Source organism: Streptomyces sp. NPDC103540 (genome assembly GCF_055584445.1).
On record NZ_JBVJMA010000015.1, the window covers coordinates 181021 to 201910 of the forward strand.

At 74.1% G+C, this 20890-nt stretch carries 24 protein-coding genes; 17 read left to right on the forward strand and 7 right to left on the reverse strand.

Annotated features, from left to right (window positions below; translation table 11 throughout):
• Window positions 1-299: 299 nt before the first annotated feature.
• From ACZ6ZI_RS31355 to ACZ6ZI_RS31390, 8 genes are all read left to right on the forward strand, one after another.
• Window positions 300-494: a hypothetical protein gene (locus ACZ6ZI_RS31355; RefSeq protein WP_045952243.1), complete on the forward strand. Its 195-nt coding sequence runs from the start codon at window positions 300-302 to the stop codon at window positions 492-494.
• A 23-nt stretch (window positions 495-517) separates the two neighbouring features.
• Window positions 518-1420: an N-acetyl-1-D-myo-inositol-2-amino-2-deoxy-alpha-D-glucopyranoside deacetylase gene (gene mshB, locus ACZ6ZI_RS31360; RefSeq protein ID WP_469526479.1), complete on the forward strand. Its 903-nt coding sequence runs from the start codon at window positions 518-520 to the stop codon at window positions 1418-1420.
• A complete protein-coding gene (locus ACZ6ZI_RS31365; protein WP_469526482.1) occupies window positions 1417-1797 on the forward strand; it encodes a DUF6113 family protein in 381 nt (126 codons plus the stop codon). Before mshB ends, ACZ6ZI_RS31365 begins: the two co-directional genes overlap by 4 nt.
• 208 nt (window positions 1798-2005) lie before the next feature.
• Entirely contained in the window at window positions 2006-4084 is a 2079-nt protein-coding gene (locus ACZ6ZI_RS31370; RefSeq protein ID WP_469526483.1) for a hypothetical protein, read from the forward strand.
• 166 nt (window positions 4085-4250) lie between these two features.
• Entirely contained in the window at window positions 4251-5198 is a 948-nt protein-coding gene (locus tag ACZ6ZI_RS31375) for an ABC transporter ATP-binding protein (RefSeq protein WP_469526485.1), read from the forward strand.
• A complete protein-coding gene (locus tag ACZ6ZI_RS31380; RefSeq protein ID WP_469526489.1) occupies window positions 5195-5959 on the forward strand; it encodes an ABC transporter permease in 765 nt (254 codons plus the stop codon). Before ACZ6ZI_RS31375 ends, ACZ6ZI_RS31380 begins: the two co-directional genes overlap by 4 nt.
• A gap of 85 nt (window positions 5960-6044) precedes the next feature.
• Window positions 6045-7142, forward strand: coding sequence for a sensor histidine kinase (locus tag ACZ6ZI_RS31385; RefSeq protein WP_469526577.1), 1098 nt, complete (start codon window positions 6045-6047; stop codon window positions 7140-7142).
• Window positions 7139-7759 (forward strand): response regulator transcription factor, encoded by a 621-nt coding sequence (locus tag ACZ6ZI_RS31390; RefSeq protein ID WP_469526492.1) that lies wholly within the window; start codon window positions 7139-7141, stop codon window positions 7757-7759. The genes ACZ6ZI_RS31385 and ACZ6ZI_RS31390 overlap by 4 nt, the downstream gene beginning before the upstream one ends.
• A 193-nt stretch (window positions 7760-7952) precedes the next feature.
• On the opposite strand, the gene ACZ6ZI_RS31395 is transcribed toward ACZ6ZI_RS31390, so the two are convergent.
• On the reverse strand, window positions 7953-8747 hold the full coding sequence (locus ACZ6ZI_RS31395; protein ID WP_469526495.1) for a transglutaminase-like domain-containing protein: 795 nt from the start codon (window positions 8745-8747) through the stop codon (window positions 7953-7955).
• On the reverse strand, window positions 8744-9727 hold the full coding sequence (locus ACZ6ZI_RS31400) for a GNAT family N-acetyltransferase (protein WP_469526497.1): 984 nt from the start codon (window positions 9725-9727) through the stop codon (window positions 8744-8746). The genes ACZ6ZI_RS31395 and ACZ6ZI_RS31400 overlap by 4 nt, the downstream gene beginning before the upstream one ends.
• A gap of 116 nt (window positions 9728-9843) precedes the next feature.
• Here ACZ6ZI_RS31400 and fdxA point away from each other — a divergent pair, with 116 nt between their 5' ends.
• Together fdxA and dapC are read left to right on the forward strand one after the other, a co-directional pair.
• Window positions 9844-10173 (forward strand): ferredoxin, encoded by a 330-nt coding sequence (gene fdxA, locus ACZ6ZI_RS31405; RefSeq protein WP_249767649.1) that lies wholly within the window; start codon window positions 9844-9846, stop codon window positions 10171-10173.
• 96 nt (window positions 10174-10269) lie between these two features.
• A complete protein-coding gene (dapC, locus tag ACZ6ZI_RS31410) occupies window positions 10270-11364 on the forward strand; it encodes a succinyldiaminopimelate transaminase (protein ID WP_469526498.1) in 1095 nt (364 codons plus the stop codon).
• A gap of 84 nt (window positions 11365-11448) precedes the next feature.
• On the opposite strand, the gene ACZ6ZI_RS31415 is transcribed toward dapC, so the two are convergent.
• Together ACZ6ZI_RS31415 and ACZ6ZI_RS31420 are read right to left on the reverse strand one after the other, a co-directional pair.
• Complete coding sequence (locus ACZ6ZI_RS31415) at window positions 11449-11802, reverse strand: ATP-binding protein (protein WP_469526499.1); 354 nt, start codon at window positions 11800-11802, stop codon at window positions 11449-11451.
• 251 nt (window positions 11803-12053) lie between these two features.
• Window positions 12054-13052 carry a hypothetical protein gene (locus ACZ6ZI_RS31420; protein WP_469526500.1) on the reverse strand — a complete coding sequence of 333 codons (999 nt, stop codon included), beginning with the start codon at window positions 13050-13052 and terminating at the stop codon, window positions 12054-12056.
• Between the two features lie 87 nt (window positions 13053-13139).
• Here ACZ6ZI_RS31420 and dapE point away from each other — a divergent pair, with 87 nt between their 5' ends.
• A complete protein-coding gene (gene dapE / locus ACZ6ZI_RS31425) occupies window positions 13140-14219 on the forward strand; it encodes a succinyl-diaminopimelate desuccinylase (RefSeq protein ID WP_363053126.1) in 1080 nt (359 codons plus the stop codon).
• Between the two features lie 64 nt (window positions 14220-14283).
• Window positions 14284-15042 (forward strand): LOG family protein, encoded by a 759-nt coding sequence (locus tag ACZ6ZI_RS31430; RefSeq protein WP_363053127.1) that lies wholly within the window; start codon window positions 14284-14286, stop codon window positions 15040-15042.
• Between the two features lie 55 nt (window positions 15043-15097).
• Here the strand turns inward: ACZ6ZI_RS31430 and folP are convergent, their stop codons facing one another.
• Window positions 15098-15958 carry a dihydropteroate synthase gene (gene folP / locus ACZ6ZI_RS31435; protein ID WP_363053128.1) on the reverse strand — a complete coding sequence of 287 codons (861 nt, stop codon included), beginning with the start codon at window positions 15956-15958 and terminating at the stop codon, window positions 15098-15100.
• 76 nt (window positions 15959-16034) lie between these two features.
• On the opposite strand from folP, the gene ACZ6ZI_RS31440 reads away from it, so the two are divergent.
• Complete coding sequence (locus ACZ6ZI_RS31440) at window positions 16035-16418, forward strand: DivIVA domain-containing protein (RefSeq protein ID WP_469526501.1); 384 nt, start codon at window positions 16035-16037, stop codon at window positions 16416-16418.
• Window positions 16415-17041 carry a DNA-3-methyladenine glycosylase I gene (locus tag ACZ6ZI_RS31445; RefSeq protein ID WP_469526503.1) on the forward strand — a complete coding sequence of 209 codons (627 nt, stop codon included), beginning with the start codon at window positions 16415-16417 and terminating at the stop codon, window positions 17039-17041. The genes ACZ6ZI_RS31440 and ACZ6ZI_RS31445 overlap by 4 nt, the downstream gene beginning before the upstream one ends.
• Here ACZ6ZI_RS31445 and chcB read toward each other — a convergent pair.
• On the reverse strand, window positions 17026-17829 hold the full coding sequence (chcB, locus tag ACZ6ZI_RS31450) for a 2-cyclohexenylcarbonyl CoA isomerase (protein WP_469526505.1): 804 nt from the start codon (window positions 17827-17829) through the stop codon (window positions 17026-17028). The two genes, ACZ6ZI_RS31445 and chcB, sit on opposite strands and share 16 nt — an antisense overlap.
• A gap of 332 nt (window positions 17830-18161) precedes the next feature.
• Here chcB and ACZ6ZI_RS31455 point away from each other — a divergent pair, with 332 nt between their 5' ends.
• Entirely contained in the window at window positions 18162-18329 is a 168-nt protein-coding gene (locus tag ACZ6ZI_RS31455) for a DUF3117 domain-containing protein (RefSeq protein WP_003966491.1), read from the forward strand.
• A 178-nt stretch (window positions 18330-18507) separates the two neighbouring features.
• Here ACZ6ZI_RS31455 and ACZ6ZI_RS31460 read toward each other — a convergent pair whose 3' ends face one another.
• Window positions 18508-19170, reverse strand: coding sequence for an O-methyltransferase (locus ACZ6ZI_RS31460; protein ID WP_267012383.1), 663 nt, complete (start codon window positions 19168-19170; stop codon window positions 18508-18510).
• Window positions 19171-19337: 167 nt separating this feature from the next.
• Here ACZ6ZI_RS31460 and sigE point away from each other — a divergent pair, with 167 nt between their 5' ends.
• Window positions 19338-20117 carry an RNA polymerase sigma factor SigE gene (gene sigE, locus ACZ6ZI_RS31465; RefSeq protein ID WP_469526508.1) on the forward strand — a complete coding sequence of 260 codons (780 nt, stop codon included), beginning with the start codon at window positions 19338-19340 and terminating at the stop codon, window positions 20115-20117.
• Complete coding sequence (locus tag ACZ6ZI_RS31470) at window positions 20114-20767, forward strand: zf-HC2 domain-containing protein (RefSeq protein WP_469526510.1); 654 nt, start codon at window positions 20114-20116, stop codon at window positions 20765-20767. The genes sigE and ACZ6ZI_RS31470 overlap by 4 nt, the downstream gene beginning before the upstream one ends.
• Window positions 20768-20890: the final 123 nt, after the last annotated feature.

The window sequence follows — 20890 nt, forward strand, 5'->3', positions numbered from 1 at the left end:
CGCCGACACCCTAACGCCCGTAACGTGAAGGCAACTTGACCGTTTCTGCCCCGACTTCCGGGCCCGGCAGCCTGGAGTCGGTGCGGCCGTGCGGGTGCCCACAACCGGCCGGGGAGGCGTGGAACCTCCCCGGCCGGTCCCCGTGTGCCCCCGGGCGTGCGCGGCATGCGCCCCTCGTGCTGCCGGAATTCGATCGATGCGCTGGTACGGATAGTTATGATCCGTAGCGCACGGTGGGTATGACTCCGCCGAGCACGAGTACGCGTACCGATGTCCGCTCGACGTGGAGGTGAAACGCCGTGGCACTATCGATCTCGGCCGTGGTGCTGCTGGCGATCGTCGTCTTCCTTCTGGTCCGGAGGTCGGGACTGAAGGCGGGGCACGCGTTCGTCTGCGTGCTGCTCGGGTTCTACCTGGCGAGCTCGACGGTCGCGCCCACCCTCAGTCAGCTCACGTCCAACGTGGCGAGCATGATCAGTGGCCTCAAGCTGTAGGTCCTGCTCGTAGGCTGACCCCTATGAACGGTCTTCCCGCCCGTCGTCTGCTCCTCGTGCACGCGCACCCGGACGACGAGTCGATCAACAACGGCGTCACCATGGCCAAGTACGCGGCCGAGGGCGCCCACGTCGCGTTGGTGACCTGCACGCTCGGCGAGGAGGGCGAGGTCATCCCCGCCGGGCTGGCCCACCTCGCGCCCGACCGCGACGACACCCTCGGCCCCCACCGGGTCGGGGAGCTCGCCGCCGCCATGAAGGAGCTGGGGGTCACCGACCACCGGTTCCTGGGCGGCCCCGGCCGCTTCCGCGACTCCGGGATGATGGGCGTCCCGCAGAACGACCGCCCCGGCGCGTTCTGGGCGGCCGACGTGGACGAGGCCGCCGGGTACCTCGTCGAGGTGATCCGGGAGCTGCGGCCGCAGGTCCTCGTCACCTACGACCCGGACGGCGGCTACGGCCACCCCGACCACATCCAGGCCCACCGCGTCGCGACGCGCGCCGCGGTGCTCGCCGCCGACCCCGCGTGGCGCCCCGAGCTCGGCGCCCCGCACGCCATCGGGAAGATCTACTGGAACCGGGTGCCGCGCTCGGTGGTCGAGGCGGGCTTCGAGCGGCTGCGCGAGGCCGGTGCCGCGCTGCCCTTCCCGGGGCTCGCGAGCCCCGACGACGTGCCGGGGGTGGTCGCCGACGAGCGGATCACCGCCGAGATCGGCGACGACGCGCAGGCGGGCCTGGCCGCGGCCAAGGCGGCCGCCATGCGGGCGCACGCCACGCAGATCGCCGTGGACGGCCCCTTCTTCGCCCTCTCGAACGACCTGGCGCAGCCCCTCTTCGCCCGGGAGTACTACGAGTTGGTCCACGGGACCCCGGGCGCCCCCGCGGGCACCCGCGAGCGGGACCTCTTCGCGGGGGTGGAGGCGTGACCACGGCGCTGACCCCCGGGCGGATCGCCGTCCTGCTGGGCCTGCTGGTGCTGGGCGTCCTGGCCGGCGGCGCCGGGTGGCTCGTCGTCGACCTGTGGCTGCCGGCCGGGCTGCTGCTCGCCCTGCTCGCCCTCTTCGGGCTGTTCCTCGGCGCGCGGCTCGTCACCGGGGGCGGCCTCGGTGTGGGAGTGGCGGCGGCCGGCTGGTTCCTGTCGTACGTACTGCTCGGGGTGCCGCGCCCCGAAGGGGACTTCCTGCTCGGTTCCTCCGGAATCGGTATGTACGCATACCTTTTGGGGGGAAGTATCGTCGCTGTGATCTGTGCCACGATGCGCGGTCCCGTCGATCGGCCCGTTTCGGCCCCGCGAGCCCGCTGACAGCGCTCCGTCGTCCCTGGCCGTCCTCCGATCAGGGACGGCTTGAGGGGGTTTGACGGGCCCTCGGAACGGTCCGTACCGGACGTCAAGAGGAACCTGGGATTCCCGGTGGACAGTTGCGCCCGGGTCGCGGCCAGTATGGTGGACGCGCCGCCGAGCTGCCCGCGCACGGTATGACGGGCGGCGGAGCCAACCGGGAGAACCTGCCTTGAGTCGTGAAACTGACAGTTCGTCCCCCGGGCCCCACGGCCACGGCGGAGCCGCGTACCCCTCGGGTACGCCGCCGTACGGAACCGGCCAGTATCCGTCCACGGCCGTGTCACCTCGGCCTGACGCGGAGACCGCCCCGGAGGAGAATCCTGTGACCTCGAACCCGTCCACGCCCGACAACGACGGGCCGAAGACCGAGACCACCCTGACGACCCGGATCCGGATCAACATTCCGGGTTCGCGGCCGATCCCGCCCGTGGTCGTGCGCAAGCCCGTCAAGGGCGGCGCCTCGGCCGGAGCCCCGGGGAACGCCGAGCCCGAGCCGGGCCCCGCGCCGACCCCGGCGCCGGCCCCCGCGTCGGCCCCGGCCCCCGTACGGGCCGCCCTGCCCGCGCGTCCCACCGACCGGACCCCGCCCCCGGCCGCCCCGGCACCCGCCGCCGGTCCCGCGGGCGGCTCCGGCTCCGAGCCGCCGGCCGGCGGCTGGTTCGCCCCGCGCAAGGCGACCCCGCCGCCCGCCCCCGCCCCGGCCCCCGCACCCCCGGCCGGCGCCGGCTACGGCTCCGCCACGCCCCCCGGCGGCACCGGCGCGGGCTTCGCGCCCCCGGCCGCCCCCGGACAGCAGCAGCCGCAGGCCGCGTACGGCACCGGAGCCGGCTTCGCCCCGCCGACCGTCGGCGGCCCCGGCGTCGGCGGCCGGCAGGACACCCCGCCGCCCCCGGCCTACGACACCTTCGACGGCTACGACGCGGGCCCCTCGACGGAGGCCTTCCCGGCCTTCTCCGACCCCGCCGGACCGACCGGCGGGCCCGCGCTGGGCACCGTACCGGTGGGAGCCGACGAGCCGTCCGGCTGGCCCGGCCCCCAGGCCCCCTCCGGGCAGGGCGTCGCCGCCGCGTACCCGCCCGGCGCGGACGCGTTCCCGCCCCTCGCCACCACCCCGAAGGTCCCGGCCCCCGGCCCGCAGCCCGACCGGCAGAGCCGTACGGTCCCGGCCCCGCCGGCCCCCGCCGGCAAGGGCGCGAAGGGATCCAAGGGCCCCAAGGGCGACGCGAAGCCCGCCAAGCCCGCCAGGCCCGCGAAGCCGGGCAAGCCCGCCAAGCCCGCCAAGGCGGCCGCGACGGGCAAGCCCGCCAAGAAGGGCCGCTCCAAGGTGGTCCTCCTCGGCGGCGGCCTGATCGCCCTCGTCGGCGTCGCGTACGGCGCCGGCCTGCTCATGAACCACTCCGACGTCCCCAAGGGCACCACCGTCCTCGGCGTCGACATCGGCGGCACCCGCGAGGAGGCCGTCGCCGAGCTCCAGAAGGCCTTCGGCACCCGCGCCTCGGCGCCGCTGCCGCTGACCGTGGGCGGCAAGCAGGTCGAGCTGAAGCCCGACAAGGCGGGCCTGACCCTCGACAGCCAGACCACCGTGCGCAACGCGGCCGGCAGCGACTACAACCCCGTCACCGTCATCGGCTCGCTGTTCGGCGGCGAGCGCACCGCCGAGGCCGTCATGCCGGTCGACGAGGAGAAGCTGCGCGTCGCGCTCCAGGAGGCGGCCGGCACCTCCGGCTCCTCCTCCGAGGGCACGATCCGGTTCGACACGGGCAAGGCCGTCGCCGTCCCCGGCAAGGCCGGCACCGGCCTCGACGTCGACGGCTCCGTCGACCGGGTCATCAAGGCCTTCCGGGAGTTCGTCGCGACCGGCAAGGCCCCCAGCGTCGAACTGCCCACCGCCACCAAGGAACCCAGCATCACCCAGGCCGAACTGGACCGGGCGATGAAGGAGTTCGCCGAACCGGCGATGTCCGCCCCCGCCACCGTCAAGGCCGGCGGCAAGTCCCTGCCCTTCGGCGCCAAGTCCCTGCCGAAGATCCTCACCATGCACGCCGTGGACGGCCGCCTCGTCGAGAAGTACGACCTGGAAGCCCTCAAGGCCACCTACGGCAACACCTTCGACGGGGTCCTGATCACGCGCGGCACCGGCGCCAAGACCCCCGTCACCCCGCAGGACGTCGCGGGCGCCCTCGGCAAGGCCCTCATCGGCAAGACCCCCGCCGAACGGACCGTCACCATCGACACCAACGCGGGCTGACACCCGCCCGTCCGCTCACGGCCCCTCCCCGCCCCGGGGAGGGGCCGTGGCGTACCCGGACCCCGGAGCGGCCCCGGGCGTCACGTCCACGGCATGACATCCGTCATGCCGCCCCCACGACGGCCGACACTGCCGCGCGCACCCCCGTCCGGGCGATCCTCGACCCATGACGACGACGACCGCGACACACCCCGCGAGCGCCCCCGCCGCCACCCACGGCCCGGTGGTGAGCTTCCGGAACGTGACCAAGAGCTACGGCGGGGTCCGGGCCGTGGACGGCCTCTCCCTCGAACTCCACCCGGGCGAGACCGTCGCCCTCCTGGGCCCCAACGGCGCCGGCAAGTCCTCCACCCTCGACCTCCTGCTCGGGCTGCGCCCCGCCGACTCCGGCACCGTCAGCCTCTTCGGCACCACCCCCCGCGAGGCGCTCGCGGCCGGCCGCGTCGGGGCCATGCTCCAGAGCGGCGGCCTGATGGAGGAGGTGACCGTACGCGAACTCGTCACCCTCGGCTGCGCCCTGCACCCCCGCCCGCACCCCGTGGACGAGGTCCTGCACCGCGCCGGGATCACCGAGATCGCCGGCCGCGTGGTCAACAAGCTCTCCGACGGCCAGGAACAGCGGGTCCGCTTCGCGCTCGCCACCGCCGGCGAGAACGACCTGATCGTCCTCGACGAGCCGACCACCGGCATGGACGTCACCTCCCGCCAGGCCTTCTGGGCCACCATGCGCGAGCAGGCCGACCGGGGCCGCACCGTCCTGTTCGCCACCCACTACCTGGAGGAGGCGGACGCCATCGCCGACCGGGTGCTGGTCCTCTCCAGGGGCCGGCTCCTCGCCGACGGCACCGCCGCCGAGATCAAGGCCAAGGCCGGCGCCCGCAGGATCGCCTTCGACCTCGACGCCCCCGTGGAGGAGGCGGCCCTGCGCGCCCTGCCCGCCCTGACCGCCTACGAGCGCACCGGCACCACCGTCCGCCTCCAGTCCCGCGACGCCGACGCCACCGTCCACGCCGTGTACGGGCTCGGCCTGTACCCCCGCAACCTGGAGGTCGCGGGCCTGGGCCTGGAGCAGGCCTTCATCGCCCTCACCGAGGCCGAGGAGGCCGCCCGATGAGGCGCGCGTCCACCGCCGGGACCCTGAGCCTGGTCCGCCTGGAGATCACCCGCGCCCGGCGCAACAAGAAGTACCTGTTCTTCAACGTCCTCTACCCGGCCGCCCTGTTCCTGATGCTGGGCGGCACCATCCCCGGCGACACCGAGGTCCTCGGCACCCAACTGGGCATGCCGGCCTTCTACATGGTCGCCATGGCCTCCTTCGGAGCCCTGACCGCCGTCCTCATGGGCAACAGCGAACGCATCGCCAAGGAACGCGAGCGGGGCTGGGTCCGCCAGCTGCGGCTGACCGCCCTGCCCGGACACGGCTACGTCCTCGCCAAGACCGCGAGCGCCGGCGTCCTGTCCCTCCCCTCGATCCTCGTCGTCTTCGCGGTGGCCGCCGGCGTGAAGGGCGTACGGTTCGAGGCCTGGCAGTGGCTCGCCCTGACCGGCGCCATCTGGGCCGGCAGCCTCGTCTTCGCCGCGCTCGGCGTGGCCATCGGCTACCTGGCGAGCGGCGACACCGTCCGCCCGATCAGCATGCTGTTCTACTTCGGCCTGTCGATCCTCGGCGGCCTGTGGATGCCCACCGCCAACTTCCCGCAGTGGCTGAGCGCCCTGTGCGAATGGCTGCCCACCCGCGCCTACGCCGGACTCGGCCAGGCCATCGAGCTCGGCGGGGCGCCGCGCGTCGAGGACGTGGCGATCCTCGCCGGGTACTTCGTACTGTTCACCGGTGCGGCCGCCTGGCTGTACCGCAAGGACTCACTGAAGGCGTGAACCCGTGGCGCTGAGGAAACAGGCCGGGGGCGCGGACCGGCCCGCCCGCACGGCGGACGACACCCGCCACCGGACGGCGCGCGTCGTGTGGACCGGCATCTGGCTGTTCTACCTCGGCGCCCCCGTCGCCGACCTGATCGGCGGCGGCCACGGCACCGGCGCCCGGGTGCTGGGCGCCCTCGGCCTCGCCGCCTTCGTCGCCTGGTACCTGGTCCTGGTCCTGCGCACGGGACCGGAGAGGGAGACCTCGCGCGTCCTGCTCTCCCTGGGCGTGCTCGCCGCGCAGGCCACGCTCCTGTCCCTGACCCTGGGCCGCGAATGGCTCGTGCTGTTCGTCTACGTCGCCATCGCCTCCGGAGCCGCGCTGCCCGGCCCGATCGCCCGTTGGACGGTCCCCGGCAGCACGGCCCTGCTGGCCGTCGTCGCCAACGCGGTCCCCGACGGCACCGCCTACCTCTTCGGGCTGCTCATCCCGGCCCTGATGGGCGGCTTCGCGATGATCGGGGTCCGCGCCATGATCCGGACCACCGTCGAACTGCGGGAGGCCCGGGCCACCGTCGCCCAGCTCGCCGCGAACGAGGAACGTCTGCGGATGGCCCGCGACCTGCACGACCTGCTCGGCCACTCGCTCTCGCTCATCACGCTCAAGAGCGAGCTGGCGGGCCGCATGCTGCCCGACCACCCCGACCGGGCGGCCCAACAGGTCGCGGACATCGAGCAGGTCGGACGGCAGGCCCTGGCGGACGTACGGGAGGCCGTGAGCGGCTACCGCAGGCCGACCCTGCCCGGCGAACTCGCCGGCGCCCGCACCGCCCTGACGGCCGCCGGCGTGGCGGCCGACCTGCCGGTCGACGCCCCCGAGGACCTGCCGCAGGAGGCGGAGGCCGCGCTGGCCTGGGCGCTGCGCGAGGCCGTGACGAACGTCGTCCGGCACAGCGGCGCCCGGCGCTGCACGGTGACCCTGCGGATCGCCCAGACCCTCGCCGGGGCCGTCCTGGAACTGTCGGTCACCGACGACGGGGCGACCGGCGCGGCGAGCGCCCCCGGCAACGGCCTCACCGGCCTGACGGAACGTCTGGAGGCGGTCGGCGGCACCCTGTGGGCCGGCCCCGTCGCGAGGACCGGCTTCCGCCTGCTGGCCCGCGTACCCCTGGCCGGACACCCCCTAGGATCCCCCTCATGACCGAAGCCGCGCCCATCCGCATCCTGCTGGCCGAGGACCAGTCGATGGTCCGCGAGGCCTTGGCCGCCCTGCTCGGGCTGGAGCCCGACATCGAGGTACTGGCCCAGGTCGCCCGGGGGGACGAGGTCGTGCCGGCCGCCCGGACCCACGACGTGAACGTCGCGCTCCTGGACATCGAGATGCCGGGCATGACGGGCATCGAGGCCGCCGCCGCCCTGCGCGCCGCCCTCCCCGCCCTCAAGATCGTCATCCTGACCACCTTCGGTCGCCCCGGCTACCTGCGCGGGGCGATGGAGGCCGGCGCCTCGGCGTTCCTCGTCAAGGACGCCCCGGCCGCCCAACTCGCCGCCGCCGTGCGCAAGGTGCTGGCGGGCGAGCGCGTCATCGACCCCACGCTGGCCGCCGCCGCCCTCGCCGAGGGCGCGAACCCGCTGACCGAACGCGAGCGGGAGGTCCTGCGGGAGGCGGAGTTCGGCGCGACCAACGCCGAACTGGCGGCCCGCCTGCACCTCTCCCAGGGCACGGTGCGCAACTACCTGTCCACGGCGATCCAGAAGCTGGCCGCCCGCAACCGCGCCGAAGCGGTGCGCGTGGCCCGCGACAAGGGCTGGCTCTGACCCGTCACGCCGCCCGGCGCCCGGGCCGCCCACCGCCCGGCGCACCGGCCGCCCGACGCACCGACGCCGGGGCGTGCCCGCCCCGGCGCCCCGCCCGGCGCCCCGCCCGGCGCCCCGCCCGGCGCCCCGCCCGGCGCCCCGCCCGGCGCCCCGCCCGGCGCCCCGCCCGGCGGGACGCCGGGCGGGGCGGGGGTCAGTTCAGCAGGGCGCGGGCCGAGACGGCCTCGGCGCGGATGCGGGCGGCCTCGTCCTTGTCCACCGCGTCCATGACCTCCGCGTACGACTCCAACTCGCGCGCGCCCTCGCGGAACGCGCCCCGCTCCACCAGCAGCCGTGCCCGCTCGCAGCGCAGCGCCGCCGGATGCGACGGCAGCAGCAGCGCCAGGTCCAGCGCCCACAGCGCCACCCCCGACTGCTCCGGCCGCGACGCCGCCCAGGCCCGGATGTTCCGCAGGATCCGCAGCACGATGTCCAGCGTCCGCGCCGGCGTCCTCGGCCCCCGCGCCGCCTCCGCCGGGCCCGCCCCGAGCGAGGCCCCGCCCGCGAACGGGTCCGCGACGACGCCCTCCTCCGGATCCCCGAAGCCGACCACGAAGTGCCCCGGCAGACCCAGGCCGTACACCGGCGCCCCCGCCCGCCGGGCCACCTCCATCCACACCACCGACAGCAGGATCGGCAGCCCCCGCCGCCGCCGCAGCACCTCGTGCAGCAGCGAGGACGACAGCCGCTCGTAGTCGCCCGGGGTGCCGTGGAAGCCCATCCGGCCCCCCAACAGCTCCGTCACCGCCGAGGCCCACGCCCGCGCGCCCCGCAGCCCGTACGGCAGCATCCCGGCGAGCCGGTCCAGCTCGATCTGCGCCCAGTCCCTGCCCCGCTCGTCGTCGAGCTGAGGATCCGCCTCCGCCGCCAGCAGCAGGCACAGCAGCGCCAGGTCCGGCCGCTCCGAGCGGGCCTCCGCCGCGAACAGCTCCCGCGACCCGGCGCTCACGGGGCCGCCCGGAAGTGGTGGTAGGAGTGGTGCGTCACGAAGCCCATGCCGTCGTACAGCGTCCGCGCCCCGGGGTTGTCCGCCTCCACCTGGAGCCAGGCCGCCGAGGCGCCCTCCTCCAGCGCCCGCCGGGCCAGCGCCGTCATGACCGCCGTCGCGAGACCCCGCCGCCGGTGCTCCGGGTCCACCGTCACCGCGGCGAACCCCGCCCAACGGCCGTCCACCACGCACCGCCCGATCGCCCGACCCGAGTCCAGCGAGGCGAACCACACCGACGGCCCCTCCACGAGCACGCGCCGGGCGACCCCGGGGTCCCGTACCCGCCCGTAGCGGCCCAACCAGTCCTCGTCCGGCTCCCGCGTCAGCCGTACGGCCGACACGTCCGCGTCCACGTCCCCGACCGGCGCGAGCGCCCCGACGCGGACCTCCGCCGAGACCTCGTTGACCCAACCGCGCGCCTCCAGCTCCGCGCAGAGCACCTCCTGCGTGCCGAGCGCGCCCGTCGCCGCCTGCGCGTACGCCGGAAGCCCACGCTCCGCGTACCAGGCGGTCACTCGCGCGAGTGCTTCGTCCAGGGGTATCCCGGGCTCCCCCAGCGGTAGCACGGAATTCGCCCGCCGGGTGAACCCACCGGCCGCCCGCAGCGTCCAACCGCCCAGCGACTCGCTCTCCAGCGGTCTCCAGGCCCGCGCGCCGACCCTCGTCAGCTCCTCGAAGGAGGCGGCCGGACCCCGCCGCCGGGCCGGCGCCGGCGGCACCGTCTTGCCCGCGACCAGCGAGGATTCCGAGATGTGGACGGACACGCCGTCCTTGCGTGTGATCGTCAGCACACCCCCGGTCCAGGATGTGAGCACCCCGACCGTGTCGAGGAAGGCCGGGGCATCGCTCCGCCCGCCCTCCACCCGTCGTACAGAGACTCGTTTACCCACGTCAGCCGGGGTGATACGGATCTCCAGCAGCCCTCCGGCAGTGATTTCCACAGCTCTGCCCGCCCCTCCTGTTCGGATCGTGCCCGGGAACGGAGATACTAGGTGCGGGCATCGACGACGCCGCGCTCCCGCGCGAATGGACAGCCCTACCGAGGAGGAACGAGAGCGTGACCTACGTCATCGCGGAGCCTTGTGTCGACGTCAAGGACAAGGCATGCATCGAAGAGTGCCCCGTCGACTGCATCTACGAGGGCCAGCGGTCCTTGTACATCCACCCGGACGAGTGCGTCGACTGCGGCGCCTGTGAGCCGGTCTGCCCGGTCGAGGCCATCTTCTACGAAGATGACACCCCGGAGGAGTGGAAGGAGTACTACAAGGCGAACGTCGAGTTCTTCGACGAGCTCGGTTCGCCCGGTGGTGCCTCCAAGCTCGGCCTGATCGAGCGCGACCACCCCTTTGTCGCCGGCCAGCCCGCCGACATCAACGCCGGGCACTGACCGTCCCCGGCTGACGCGCACCTCGGTCCCGTACGGCACTCACGCCGCGCGGGACCGAGCCGTTTCACCCACCCAGCGCACAGAGAGCAGAGAACCGTGGCCGCAGTTTCCGACCGTCTTCCCGCCTTCCCCTGGGACAAGCTGGAGCCGTACAAGGCCACGGCGGCGGCCCACGCGGACGGCATCGTCGACCTCTCCGTCGGCACGCCCGTGGACCCGGTGCCCGCCCTCGTCCGGCGGGCCCTGACCGACGCCGCGGACTCCCCGGGCTACCCGACGGTATGGGGCACGCCCGCGCTGCGCGACGCGATCACCGGCTGGCTGCGCGACCGCCTCGGCGCGAGCGCCGCCGGCCACCGCAACGTCCTGCCCGTCGTCGGCTCCAAGGAACTGGTCGCCTGGCTGCCCACCCAGCTCGGCCTCGGCGCCGGCGACAAGGTGGCCTACCCGCGCCTGGCCTACCCGACGTACGAGGTCGGCGCCCGGCTGTGCGGCGCCGAGCCCGTCGTCTACGACGACCCGACCGAGCTCGACCCGACCGGCGTCCGGCTGCTGTGGCTCAACTCCCCGTCCAACCCCACCGGGAAGGTCCTCCCCAAGGAGGAACTGATCCGCGTCGTGGCCTGGGCGCGCGAGCACGGCGTCCTGCTGTTCAGCGACGAGTGCTACCTCGAACTGGGCTGGGAGGCCGAACCGGTCTCCGTCCTCCACGACGACGTCTGCGGCGGCTCCTACGAGGGCATCGTCGCCGTCCACTCCCTCTCCAAGCGCTCCAACCTGGCCGGATACCGCGCCGCCTTCATCGCGGGCGACGCCGACGTCCTCGGCGAACTCCTGGAGATCCGCAAGCACGGCGGCATGATGACTCCCGCCCCCGTCCAGGCCGCCGTCGTCGCCGCCCTCGGCGACGACGAGCACGTCCACGAACAGCGCGCCCGCTACGCCGCCCGCCGCGACGCGCTGCGCACGGCCCTGGAGGCCCACGGCTTCCGCGTCGAGCACAGCGAGGCCAGCCTCTACCTGTGGGTCACCCGCGACGAGCCCTGCTGGGACACCGTCGCCCACCTCGCGTCCCTCGGCATCCTCGTCGCACCGGGCGACTTCTACGGGGAGGCCGGCGCCTCCTTCGTCCGCGTGGCCTTCACCGCCACCGACGAACGGGTCGCCGCCGCGGTCAAGCGCCTGGGCTAGCTCCCGCGGCCGGACCGGAACGGCCCGAAGGGGGCCGGGAGTTCGCACTCCCGGCCCCCTTCGGCTTCCGCGGGGGACGGCGGATCAGCCGCCCAGCGGCAGGGAGCCCACCGGGAGCTGCGACACCGGCAGCTCGGAGACCGGGAGCTGCGACACCGGCAGCTGGGAGACGGGCAGACCGCCCAGCAGCTGCCCCGCGCCGCCCGCCACCTCGGCGGCGGGAGCGGCGGCCGGCAGGGCCTCCGTGGCGGTGCCCGCCACGTCGCCGGCGGCGGCGGTGGGCGCGGCGGCCGCGTCGGAGGCGTCCGGGGCGGTGAGCGTGCCCAACTGCGGCAGCTCCGCGGCGCCCGCGGCGCCGGCCGCACCGACCACGGGCGCGGTCCCGGCTGCGACGAGCAGCGCGGCACGGGCGATCCGACGGGTCAGGGGGAGGGACATGATGCTCCTAAGCGGTAGCGGCTGAGTACGCCGTGTACAACCGCTGCCGGGGTGGGTGGAGTTGCGGACCCCCCGGGTAAAGGATCGGTAACGCATCGTTTAATCGGCTTCCGCGACAAACGCACCGGACGCGCGCCCACCAGGGCGTCTGTCGCCCGTCACGGCCCCGCCGCGGCCACGCGGCACCCCCCGGACGGGTGATCACTCGTACGCGCGACCGGCGGCGGACCGGGCCCCCGGAGGGGGTGCGTTCAGCGGCCCACGGAGATGCGCACCTCGCCGGGCGCCGCACCCGGGACGTCCGCCTTCGCCTCACGCTGCTTCCACCGGCCCCGGTCCTTGCCGGCCGTCCAGTCCGCGCGGTCGTACGCCACCCCGGAGATCCCGAGCTGCGAGGACCGGGCCACCGCCCAGTGCGCCACCGCCCGGGCCCGCCGCTCCCGCCCCGGCCCGTCGTCCGCCTTCGGCCGCACCACCAGGACGTCGCCCGCGCCACCGGCCCGCGCGTCCGAACCCGCTCCGGCCCGTGCGCCCGCCTGCGCGCCCGACTGCCCCGCGGCCGGCGCCGCCACCGTCGCCTCCTTGCCGAAGTCCCGGGCCAGCGCGGCCCGGACCTCCTCCGGGTCACCCGGCTTCGGAGCCGGTCCGGAGCAGGACAGGGTGGCGCCCGTGGCGCCCTCGCCGAAGGCGGCCGTCAGCACCGTCGCGTCCGGCTCGTGCTTCGCGTAGGCCTGCGGGAAACCGCTCAACTGCACGCGCTGCGCCGCCACGGTCAGCGGCAGGCGCGTGTACCCCTTCACCTCGACGAGCCGGTCGTAGAAGATCCCCGCCGAGTACACGGGGTCCTGGATCTGCGCCGGGGTGCCCCAGCCCTGCGAGGGCCGCTGCTGGAACAGGCCCAGCGAATCCCGGTCGCCGTGGTCCAGGTTGCGCAGCGCCGACTCCTGCATGGCCGTCGCCAACGCGATCGTCACCGCCCGGTCCGGCAGCCCCTTGGAGATCCCGACGGCCGCTATCGTCGCCGCGTTCGCCGCCTGCTCCGGGGTCATCTCGTACGTCCGCACCGCGTCCCCGTCCGAGGACCCGACGGCCGTCCCCGGGGCCGAAGCCGTGCAGTACGGGGCGCCGCCCCCGCTGGAATCGCGCTGGGCGACGCAGTAGCCGATCACGGCACACAACACGAGCAGACCGCCCGCGACCCTGCGCAGGGGTCGGCGACGGCGAGGACGGGAGCGATCGGTCTCGGACACGCGGCCCACCGTACTTCAGTCATATGACGCGTCCATGGGCCGGACGCACCCGGTTCCCGCCCATCCCGGGGCGTTAGGGTCAGCTCCATGTCCGAATCCGAGCTGGACCTCACCCTGGACGCTGCCGAGCTGACCGCCCGGCTCGTCGACATCCCTTCCGTGAGCGGCGACGAGAAGGTCCTCGCCGACCTCGTGGAGGACGCCCTGCGCGCCCTGCCGCACCTCACGGTCGACCGCCACGGCAACAACGTCGTGGCCCGCACGGCCCTCGGCCGCGCCGAGCGCGTCGTCCTCGCCGGGCACCTCGACACCGTGCCCATCGCCGACAACGTCCCCTCCCGCCTGGACGAGAACGGCGTCCTGTGGGGCTGCGGCACCACGGACATGAAGTCCGGGGTCGCCGTACAGCTGAGGATCGCCGCGACCGTCCCCGAGCCCAACCGCGACCTCACCTTCGTCTTCTACGACCAGGAGGAGGTGGCCGCCGACCTCAACGGCCTCGGCAAGGTCGCCGAAGCCCACCCCGACTGGCTGGCCGGCGACTTCGCCGTCCTGCTGGAGCCCTCCAATGCCGAGGTCGAGGGCGGCTGCCAGGGCACCCTGCGCGTCCTGCTGCGCACCCGCGGCGAGCGCGCGCACTCCGCCCGCAGCTGGATGGGCTCCAACGCCATCCACGCGGCGAGCCCGATCCTGGAGCGGCTGGCCGCGTACGAACCGCGCAAGCCCGTCATCGACGGCCTGGAGTACCACGAGGGCCTCAACGCCGTCCGCATCGAGGGCGGCGTCGCCAACAACGTCATCCCCGACGCGTGCACGGTGACGGTCAACTTCCGCTACGCCCCCGACCGCAGCGTGGAGGAGGCCATCGCCCACGTGGAGGAGGTCTTCGAGGGCTGCGGCGTCGACGAGTTCGTCATCGACGACTTCTCCGGCGGGGCCCTGCCGGGCCTGGCCCACCCGGCCGCGGCGGCCTTCATGGAGGCGGTCGGCGGTCGCGCCATGCCCAAGTTCGGCTGGACGGACGTGGCCCGCTTCAGCGCCCTCGGCGTACCGGCGGTCAACTACGGCCCGGGCGACGCCCTGCTGGCGCACAAGGTCGACGAGCGGGTCGACACGAAGGCGATCCTCCACTGCGAGGAACGACTCCGCGCCTGGCTGACCTCCTGAATTCCGCTTGTCGTCACCTTCGTGAGCCTACCCTGATCCAACGATCAGCAGGAGGGAGCACATCATGGGCAACCCCGAAGGCACCGCTCGTCGTCGGCCCGAGGAGCAGCAGCTCGGGCCGGTGTTGCGCAGGCGGGGCCAGGTCCAGGCGGGCAGCACGACGGACCAGCGGCTGCTGGATTCGGCCGGGCCCTCCGAGTGGGTGCACACCGATCCCTGGAGGGTCCTGCGCATCCAGTCGGAGTTCATCGAGGGCTTCGGCACGCTGGCGGAGCTGCCGCCGGCGATCAGCGTGTTCGGTTCGGCCCGCACCCCGGTGGACTCGCCGGAGTACGAGGCGGGCGTACGGATCGGGCGCGCGCTCGTCGACGCCGGCTTCGCCGTCATCACCGGCGGCGGCCCGGGCGCGATGGAGGCCGCCAACAAGGGCGCGCGCGAGGCGAACGGGATCTCCGTCGGGCTGGGCATCGAGCTGCCCTTCGAGCAGGGCCTCAACCAGCACGTCGACCTCGGGCTGAACTTCCGGTACTTCTTCGTCCGCAAGACGATGTTCGTGAAGTACAGCCAGGGCTTCGTCGTCCTGCCGGGCGGGCTCGGCACGCTGGACGAGATGTTCGAGGCGCTGACGCTGGTGCAGACGCAGAAGATCACCCGCTTCCCGATCGTGCTGTTCGGCACGGAGTACTGGCGCGGGCTGATCGACTGGCTGCGCGACACGGTGATCGCCCAGGGCAAGGCCTCGGAGAAGGACCTCTACCTCTTCCACGTCACCGACGACGTGGACGAGGCGATCGCCCTGGTCACGAAGGAAGCCGGCAAGTAGCGGGCACCCGGCCCGCCGGGGCACCGCCCCGGCGGGCCGGACGGTGGCGTGACGGTCAGGCCAGGCCCCGGCGGGCGACCGCAGGCGGGCGGTGCCCCCGGATGGACGCCACCATGTCCAGCACCTGACGGGTCTCGGCGACCTCGTGGACGCGGTAGACCCGCGCGCCCAGCCAGGCCGAGACGGCCGTGGTCGCCAGGGTGCCCAGCAGGCGCTCCTTGACCGGCTTGTCGAGGGTCTCCCCGACGAAGTCCTTGTTGGACAGCGACACCAGCACCGGCCAGCCGGTGTCCGCCATCTCCGCGAGCCGCCGGGTGGCCTCCAGGGAGTGGCGGGTGTTCTTCCCGAAGTCGTGCCCCGGATCGATCATGATCGACTCCCGCGGCACGCCGAGGGCCGCCGCCCGCTCGGCGAGCCCGACCGTGACGCGCAGGATGTCCTCCATCACGTCCTCGTACGTCGTGCGGTGCGGCCGCGTCCGGGGTTCGACCCCGCCCGCGTGGGTGCACACCAGCCCGACGCGGTGACGGGCCGCGACCTCGGCGAGCTTCGGGTCCACACCGCCCCACGCGTCGTTCAGGAGGTCGGCCCCGGCCTCGCACACGGCCTCGCCGACCTCGTGGCGCCAGGTGTCCACGCTGATCACCACGTCAGGGTGCCGGCGGCGCACCTCCGCCACGAAGCCGACCGTGCGCCGGGCCTCCTCGGCCGCGTCCACGTGCTCGCCCGGCCCGGCCTTGACCCCGCCGATGTCGATGATGGCGGCGCCCTCGGCCACCGCCCGCTCCACCCGCTCCAACGCGGGCTCGTCGCGGAAGGTCGCGCCCTGGTCGTAGAAGGAGTCAGGAGTCCGGTTCACGATGGCCATGATCACCGGCTCGTGGGTGTCGAACTCGCGCCTGCCCAGTCGCAGCATCCCGCTCTTTCCTCCTTCGGCGACCCTCGCGCCTCGTCTGCGACCTTAACCTGGTGGCCGGAGTCTCTCAGGGGAGTTGATCGTGTTCTGGTTCTTGCTGATCGCGCTGGTCGTGGTCGTGGCCGCGGTCACCCTCGCGGTGGTCGGCGGCGGGTCCGAGGCCGTTCTGCCCGAGGCGGAGCCGGACCGGGTCGTCGACGCCCTCCCGGAGACCCGCCCCGTCGAACGGGCCGACATCGACGCCCTGCGCCTGCCGGTCGCGCCGCGCGGCTACCGGATGGCGGAGGTGGACGACGTACTCGACCGACTCGCCGCGGAGCTCGCCGAGCGCGACGCCCGCATCGCCGAACTCTCCGCCCTCGTGACCCCGGCCGCCGCCGGGACCACGACCCCGACGCCGGCCGCCGACCGGCAGCCGGACGAGGCGCCCCGCGTCGACCTCGGGAAGGACGGGCGATGAGCGACCTCGGCCTGCTCCCCGGACCGGACGGGGAGCCGCGCTGCGCGTGGGGCCTGGCCACCGAGGACTACGTCGCCTACCACGACACGGAGTGGGGCCGCCCGGTCCACGGCGACGACGCGCTGTACGAGCGGCTGTGCCTGGAGGCCTTCCAGTCCGGGCTGTCCTGGCTGACGATCCTGCGCCGCCGCGAGGGCTTCCGCAGCGCCTTCGCCGGGTTCGAGATCGCGGCCGTGGCGGAGTTCGGCGAGGCGGACGTCGAACGGCTCCTCGCGGACGAGGGGATCATCCGCAACCGGGCCAAGATCGAGGCCACCCTCGCCAACGCGCGGGAGCTGGCCGGGTGGAAGCCGGGGGAGCTGGACGCGCTGATCTGGTCCCACGCCCCGCGCCGACGGGGCCGGGCCCCGAAGCGCCTGGCCGACGTACCGGCCGTCACCGACGAGTCCACGGCCCTGGCCAAGGCCCTGAAGAAGGCCGGCATCCGCTTCGTGGGACCGACCACCGCCTACGCCCTGATGCAGGCGTGCGGCCTGGTCAACGACCACCTCGCGGGCTGTGTCGCCCGCGAGGCGCAGGCCGTCTCCGGGCCCTCGCCCGCCCCGGGTCAGCGACCCAGGTAGACCGGCGGCCGCTTCTCCAGGAAGGCCTGGACCGCGATGGCGTGGTCCTCGGAGGCGCCGGCGCGGGCCTGGAGCACGTCCTCGCGCTCCAGGGCCTCGGAGAGCGGGTGCGAGGTCCCGTAGGCCAGGGACTCCTTGATCGCGGCGTAGGCCACCGTCGGACCGGCGGCGAGGGTGCGGGCCACCTTCTCGGCCTCCGCGCGCAGGGACTCCGAGGGCACCAGGCGGTTCACGATGCCCAGCTCGTACGCCTCCTGCGCCTTGACCGAGCGCGGGAAGAGCAGCAGGTCCGAGGCGCGGGAGGCGCCGATCAGGCGGGGGAGGGTCCAGGACACCCCGGAGTCGGCCGTCAGCGCCACGCCGGCGAAGGAGGTGTTGAAGGACGCCGTGTCGGCGACGACCCGGAAGTCCGCCGCCAGCGCGAAGCCGAAGCCGGCGCCGGCCGCGACCCCGTTCACGCCCGCCACCACGGGCTTGGGCATCTCGGTGAGGGCCCGGACGATCGGGTTGTAGTGCTCGGCGACGGTGCGCATGGTCAGGGTGGAGCCGTTCTCGCGGTCCGCCGCGAGGTTGCCGATGTGCTCCTTGAGGTCCTGGCCCACGCAGAAGGCCCGGTTGCCGGAGGCGGTGAGCAGGACCGCCCGTACCGCCGCGTCGGCCGCCGCGGCCGCGACCGCGTCGCGGAGCGCGACCTTGGCCTCGGTGTTCATGGCGTTCATCGCGTCGGGCCGGTTGATCGTGATGGTGGCGAGTCCGTCGGTCACTTCGTAGAGCACGCTGTCGGCCATGGCGGGGGTCCCCCTTCGTCGCGGGCTTGGCTACCGGCCGGTACCGGCCGGTCCAAGGGTCAGCATGGCGGACGGGGCGACGGCCGGGCATGTGATGTGCGTCAAACGGAACGGACGGAGTCTTCAGGGGGCGGCGGCGAAGTATCGCAGGCCGGTCCCCGAAATGAGTGGTTTTGGTCGAGCGCGTTGCGCAAGCGTTCCCATCCGATGTTGGTCATCGGGTCCTGACATGCGGGATAATGGCCGGGAAGCAATGTGTTCGATGCCGGGTACTAGGCGCCTGAACGGGGCCGTCGGCTGACGATGAGCTGGTTTCAGGAAGGGGAACGAGCATGGCGGCCATGAAGCCGCGGACGGGCGACGGCCCGCTCGAGGTCACCAAGGAGGGGCGGGGCATCGTCATGCGCGTACCGCTCGAGGGCGGCGGTCGGCTTGTCGTCGAGCTGACTCCGGACGAGGCGGACGCCCTGGGTGACGCCCTGAAGAAGGTCGTCGGCTGAAGCGCCGGCACCCCAGGCAACTCTGCACCGCCCCGGTCGCCCCTGGCGCCCGGGGCGGTGTTGCGTCCAGGCCCGGCCCGCCCCGGTCCGCGACCCGGTCCGCGCGACCCAGGGTCTGTCGTCACACTCCTGTTGTCGCCCGGACGCCGCGGGGCAGACAGGAGTGTGACGACAGACCCTAGCGGCGGACCGCGCAAAGCAGGCCGTCCCCGACCGGGAGCAGGGCCGCCTCCAGGGCGGGGCTCTCGCGGACGCTGCGCAGCAGCTCGCGGACCCGGATCACCTCCACCGGCTGGGCCGCGGAGTCGACGGTGCGACCGTCGGAGAAGACCCCCTCGAAGCACACCAGCCCACCCGGGCGGAGCAGCCGCAACGATTCGGCGAGGTAGTCGAGGGACTCGGCCGGGTCCCCGTCGCAGAAGACCAGGTCGTATCCGCCGTCGGCGAGCCGCGGCAGCACGTCCAGGGCCCGGCCGGGGATGAAGCGGGCCCGGTTGCCCGCGAAGCCCGCCGCGCGGAACGCCTGCCGGGCGAAGGCCTGCCGGTCGGCCTCGGGATCCACCGTGGTGAGCACGCCGTCGGGGCGCATCCCGTGCAGCAGGTGGATGCCGGAGACCCCGGTGCCGGTGCCGATCTCGGCGACCGCCTTCGCGTCCGCCGTGGCGGCGAGCAGACGCAGCGCGGCCCCGGTGCCGGGGGACACGGACCGCAGGCCCGCTTCCCTGGACCGGTCGCGGGCCCATCGCAGAGCGTCGTCCTCGGCGACAAACGCGTCGGCGAACGCCCAGCTCGTCTGCCGGTTGCCGCTAATGACCCTCTCCTGTCCCCATAGTTGGCGCAACGGTGACTGTATCCGCTGACGTCGGGAACCCGCAGATGGGACCGGGCGTTGGGAGGGGTGGAGGCGGGATAGAGGGGACGGCACCGGGCAGATCGACGGCCCGGGACCCGAGGCCCGTGCAAAGTTAATGCAAAAAGGCTTATCCAGAGCTGACGGGAGGGGTGGTTATGGTAGGGGCTCCACTGGACACCACCAGAGCCGATAGGGGAGGTGCGGCTGCGCCTGTGGATCGTGGGGGCGTGCTCAGACGCCTCTTCTGGTCGGCGGGTGAGCCGAAATCCGTGACCGACATTGCTGACCGCTTCCACACCGCCACCGCCGCGACCACCGCGACCTTCACCGCCGAGGCGGGCCCGCAGGCGTGGACCCCTCCCACGTGGGAGGAGATCGTCAGCACGCACAGCGCGCGCGTCTACCGTCTCGCCTACCGCCTGACGGGCAATCAGCACGACGCCGAGGACCTGACCCAGGAGGTCTTCGTCCGCGTCTTCCGCTCGCTGTCGACCTACACGCCGGGCACCTTCGAGGGTTGGCTCCACCGCATCACGACCAACCTCTTCCTGGACATGGTGCGCCGCAAGCAGCGCATCCGCTTCGACGCCCTCGCCGACGACGCCGCCGAGCGGCTCCCGAGCCGTGAGCCGTCCCCCCAGCAGGTCCTCCACGACACCCACTTCGACGCGGACGTGCAGCAGGCGCTGGACACCCTCGCGCCCGAGTTCCGCGCCGCCGTGGTGCTCTGCGACATCGAGGGCCTGTCCTACGAGGAGATCGCCGCCACCCTCGGCGTGAAGCTCGGCACCGTCCGCAGCCGCATCCACCGGGGCCGGTCGCACCTGCGCAAGGCGCTCAAGCACCGGTCCCCCGAAGCCCGCGCCGAGCAGCGCGCCCTCGCAGGGGTGGCGGTGGGCGCTCCGGGCGCCGGGGGAGAGGGCGGAGCCGAGTGAGCGGCGTCAGTCCGTCCCCCGCCGAACAACACCTGGGCGACCGGCTCGCGGCGCTGGTGGACGGGGAGCTCGAACACGATGCCCGCGAGCGGGTACTGGCCCACCTGGCGACCTGCGCCAAGTGCAAGGCCGAGGCCGACGCGCAGCGCCGGCTCAAGAGCATGTTCGTGGAGAGCGCCCCGCCGCCGCTGTCCGCCGGGCTGCTCGCCCGGCTCCAGGGGCTGCCGGCCGGTGGTCCCGAGGGGCCGACCGGGCCGCCCGCGACCGAGCTGCCGACGACGTTCGGATACGTCCCGCCGGCCGTGTCGCCCGGCGCGCGCGAGGGGTTCCGCATCCACGAGGTGGGCCGCCCCCGGCGCCGCTTCGCCTTCGTCGCGGCGGGAGCCGTGTCCCTGGCGGCGATCGCGCTCGGCGGTTCCCTCCCGCTGGAGGCCATCGAGCCGAACGCGCGCGGTGACGCCCCCGCGGCCCGCCCCGGACCCTCGCTCCCGTTGACCGACGCGGTCGTCCGCGACCGGCTGCCCAGTCCGGGGGTGCCGCCCACCCTGGGGCCCGCCGGACAGTTCCCCACCGCCGCCGTCTCGGCCTCGGTCTCGGCCTCCGCCTCCACCGCGCCGACGACCGCGCAGCCCGTGTCGCTGTCGCGCTGAGCGCTCGGGGCCCGGCGCGGGCGACCGGGGCCGCCGGGCGCCCGCGGGCCCCTCGGGTGACGGGCCCCTGGCACCCCGGGGGGCCGTTACCTGGTTGAATCGGCGGCAGGTGCGCCGCGTGCG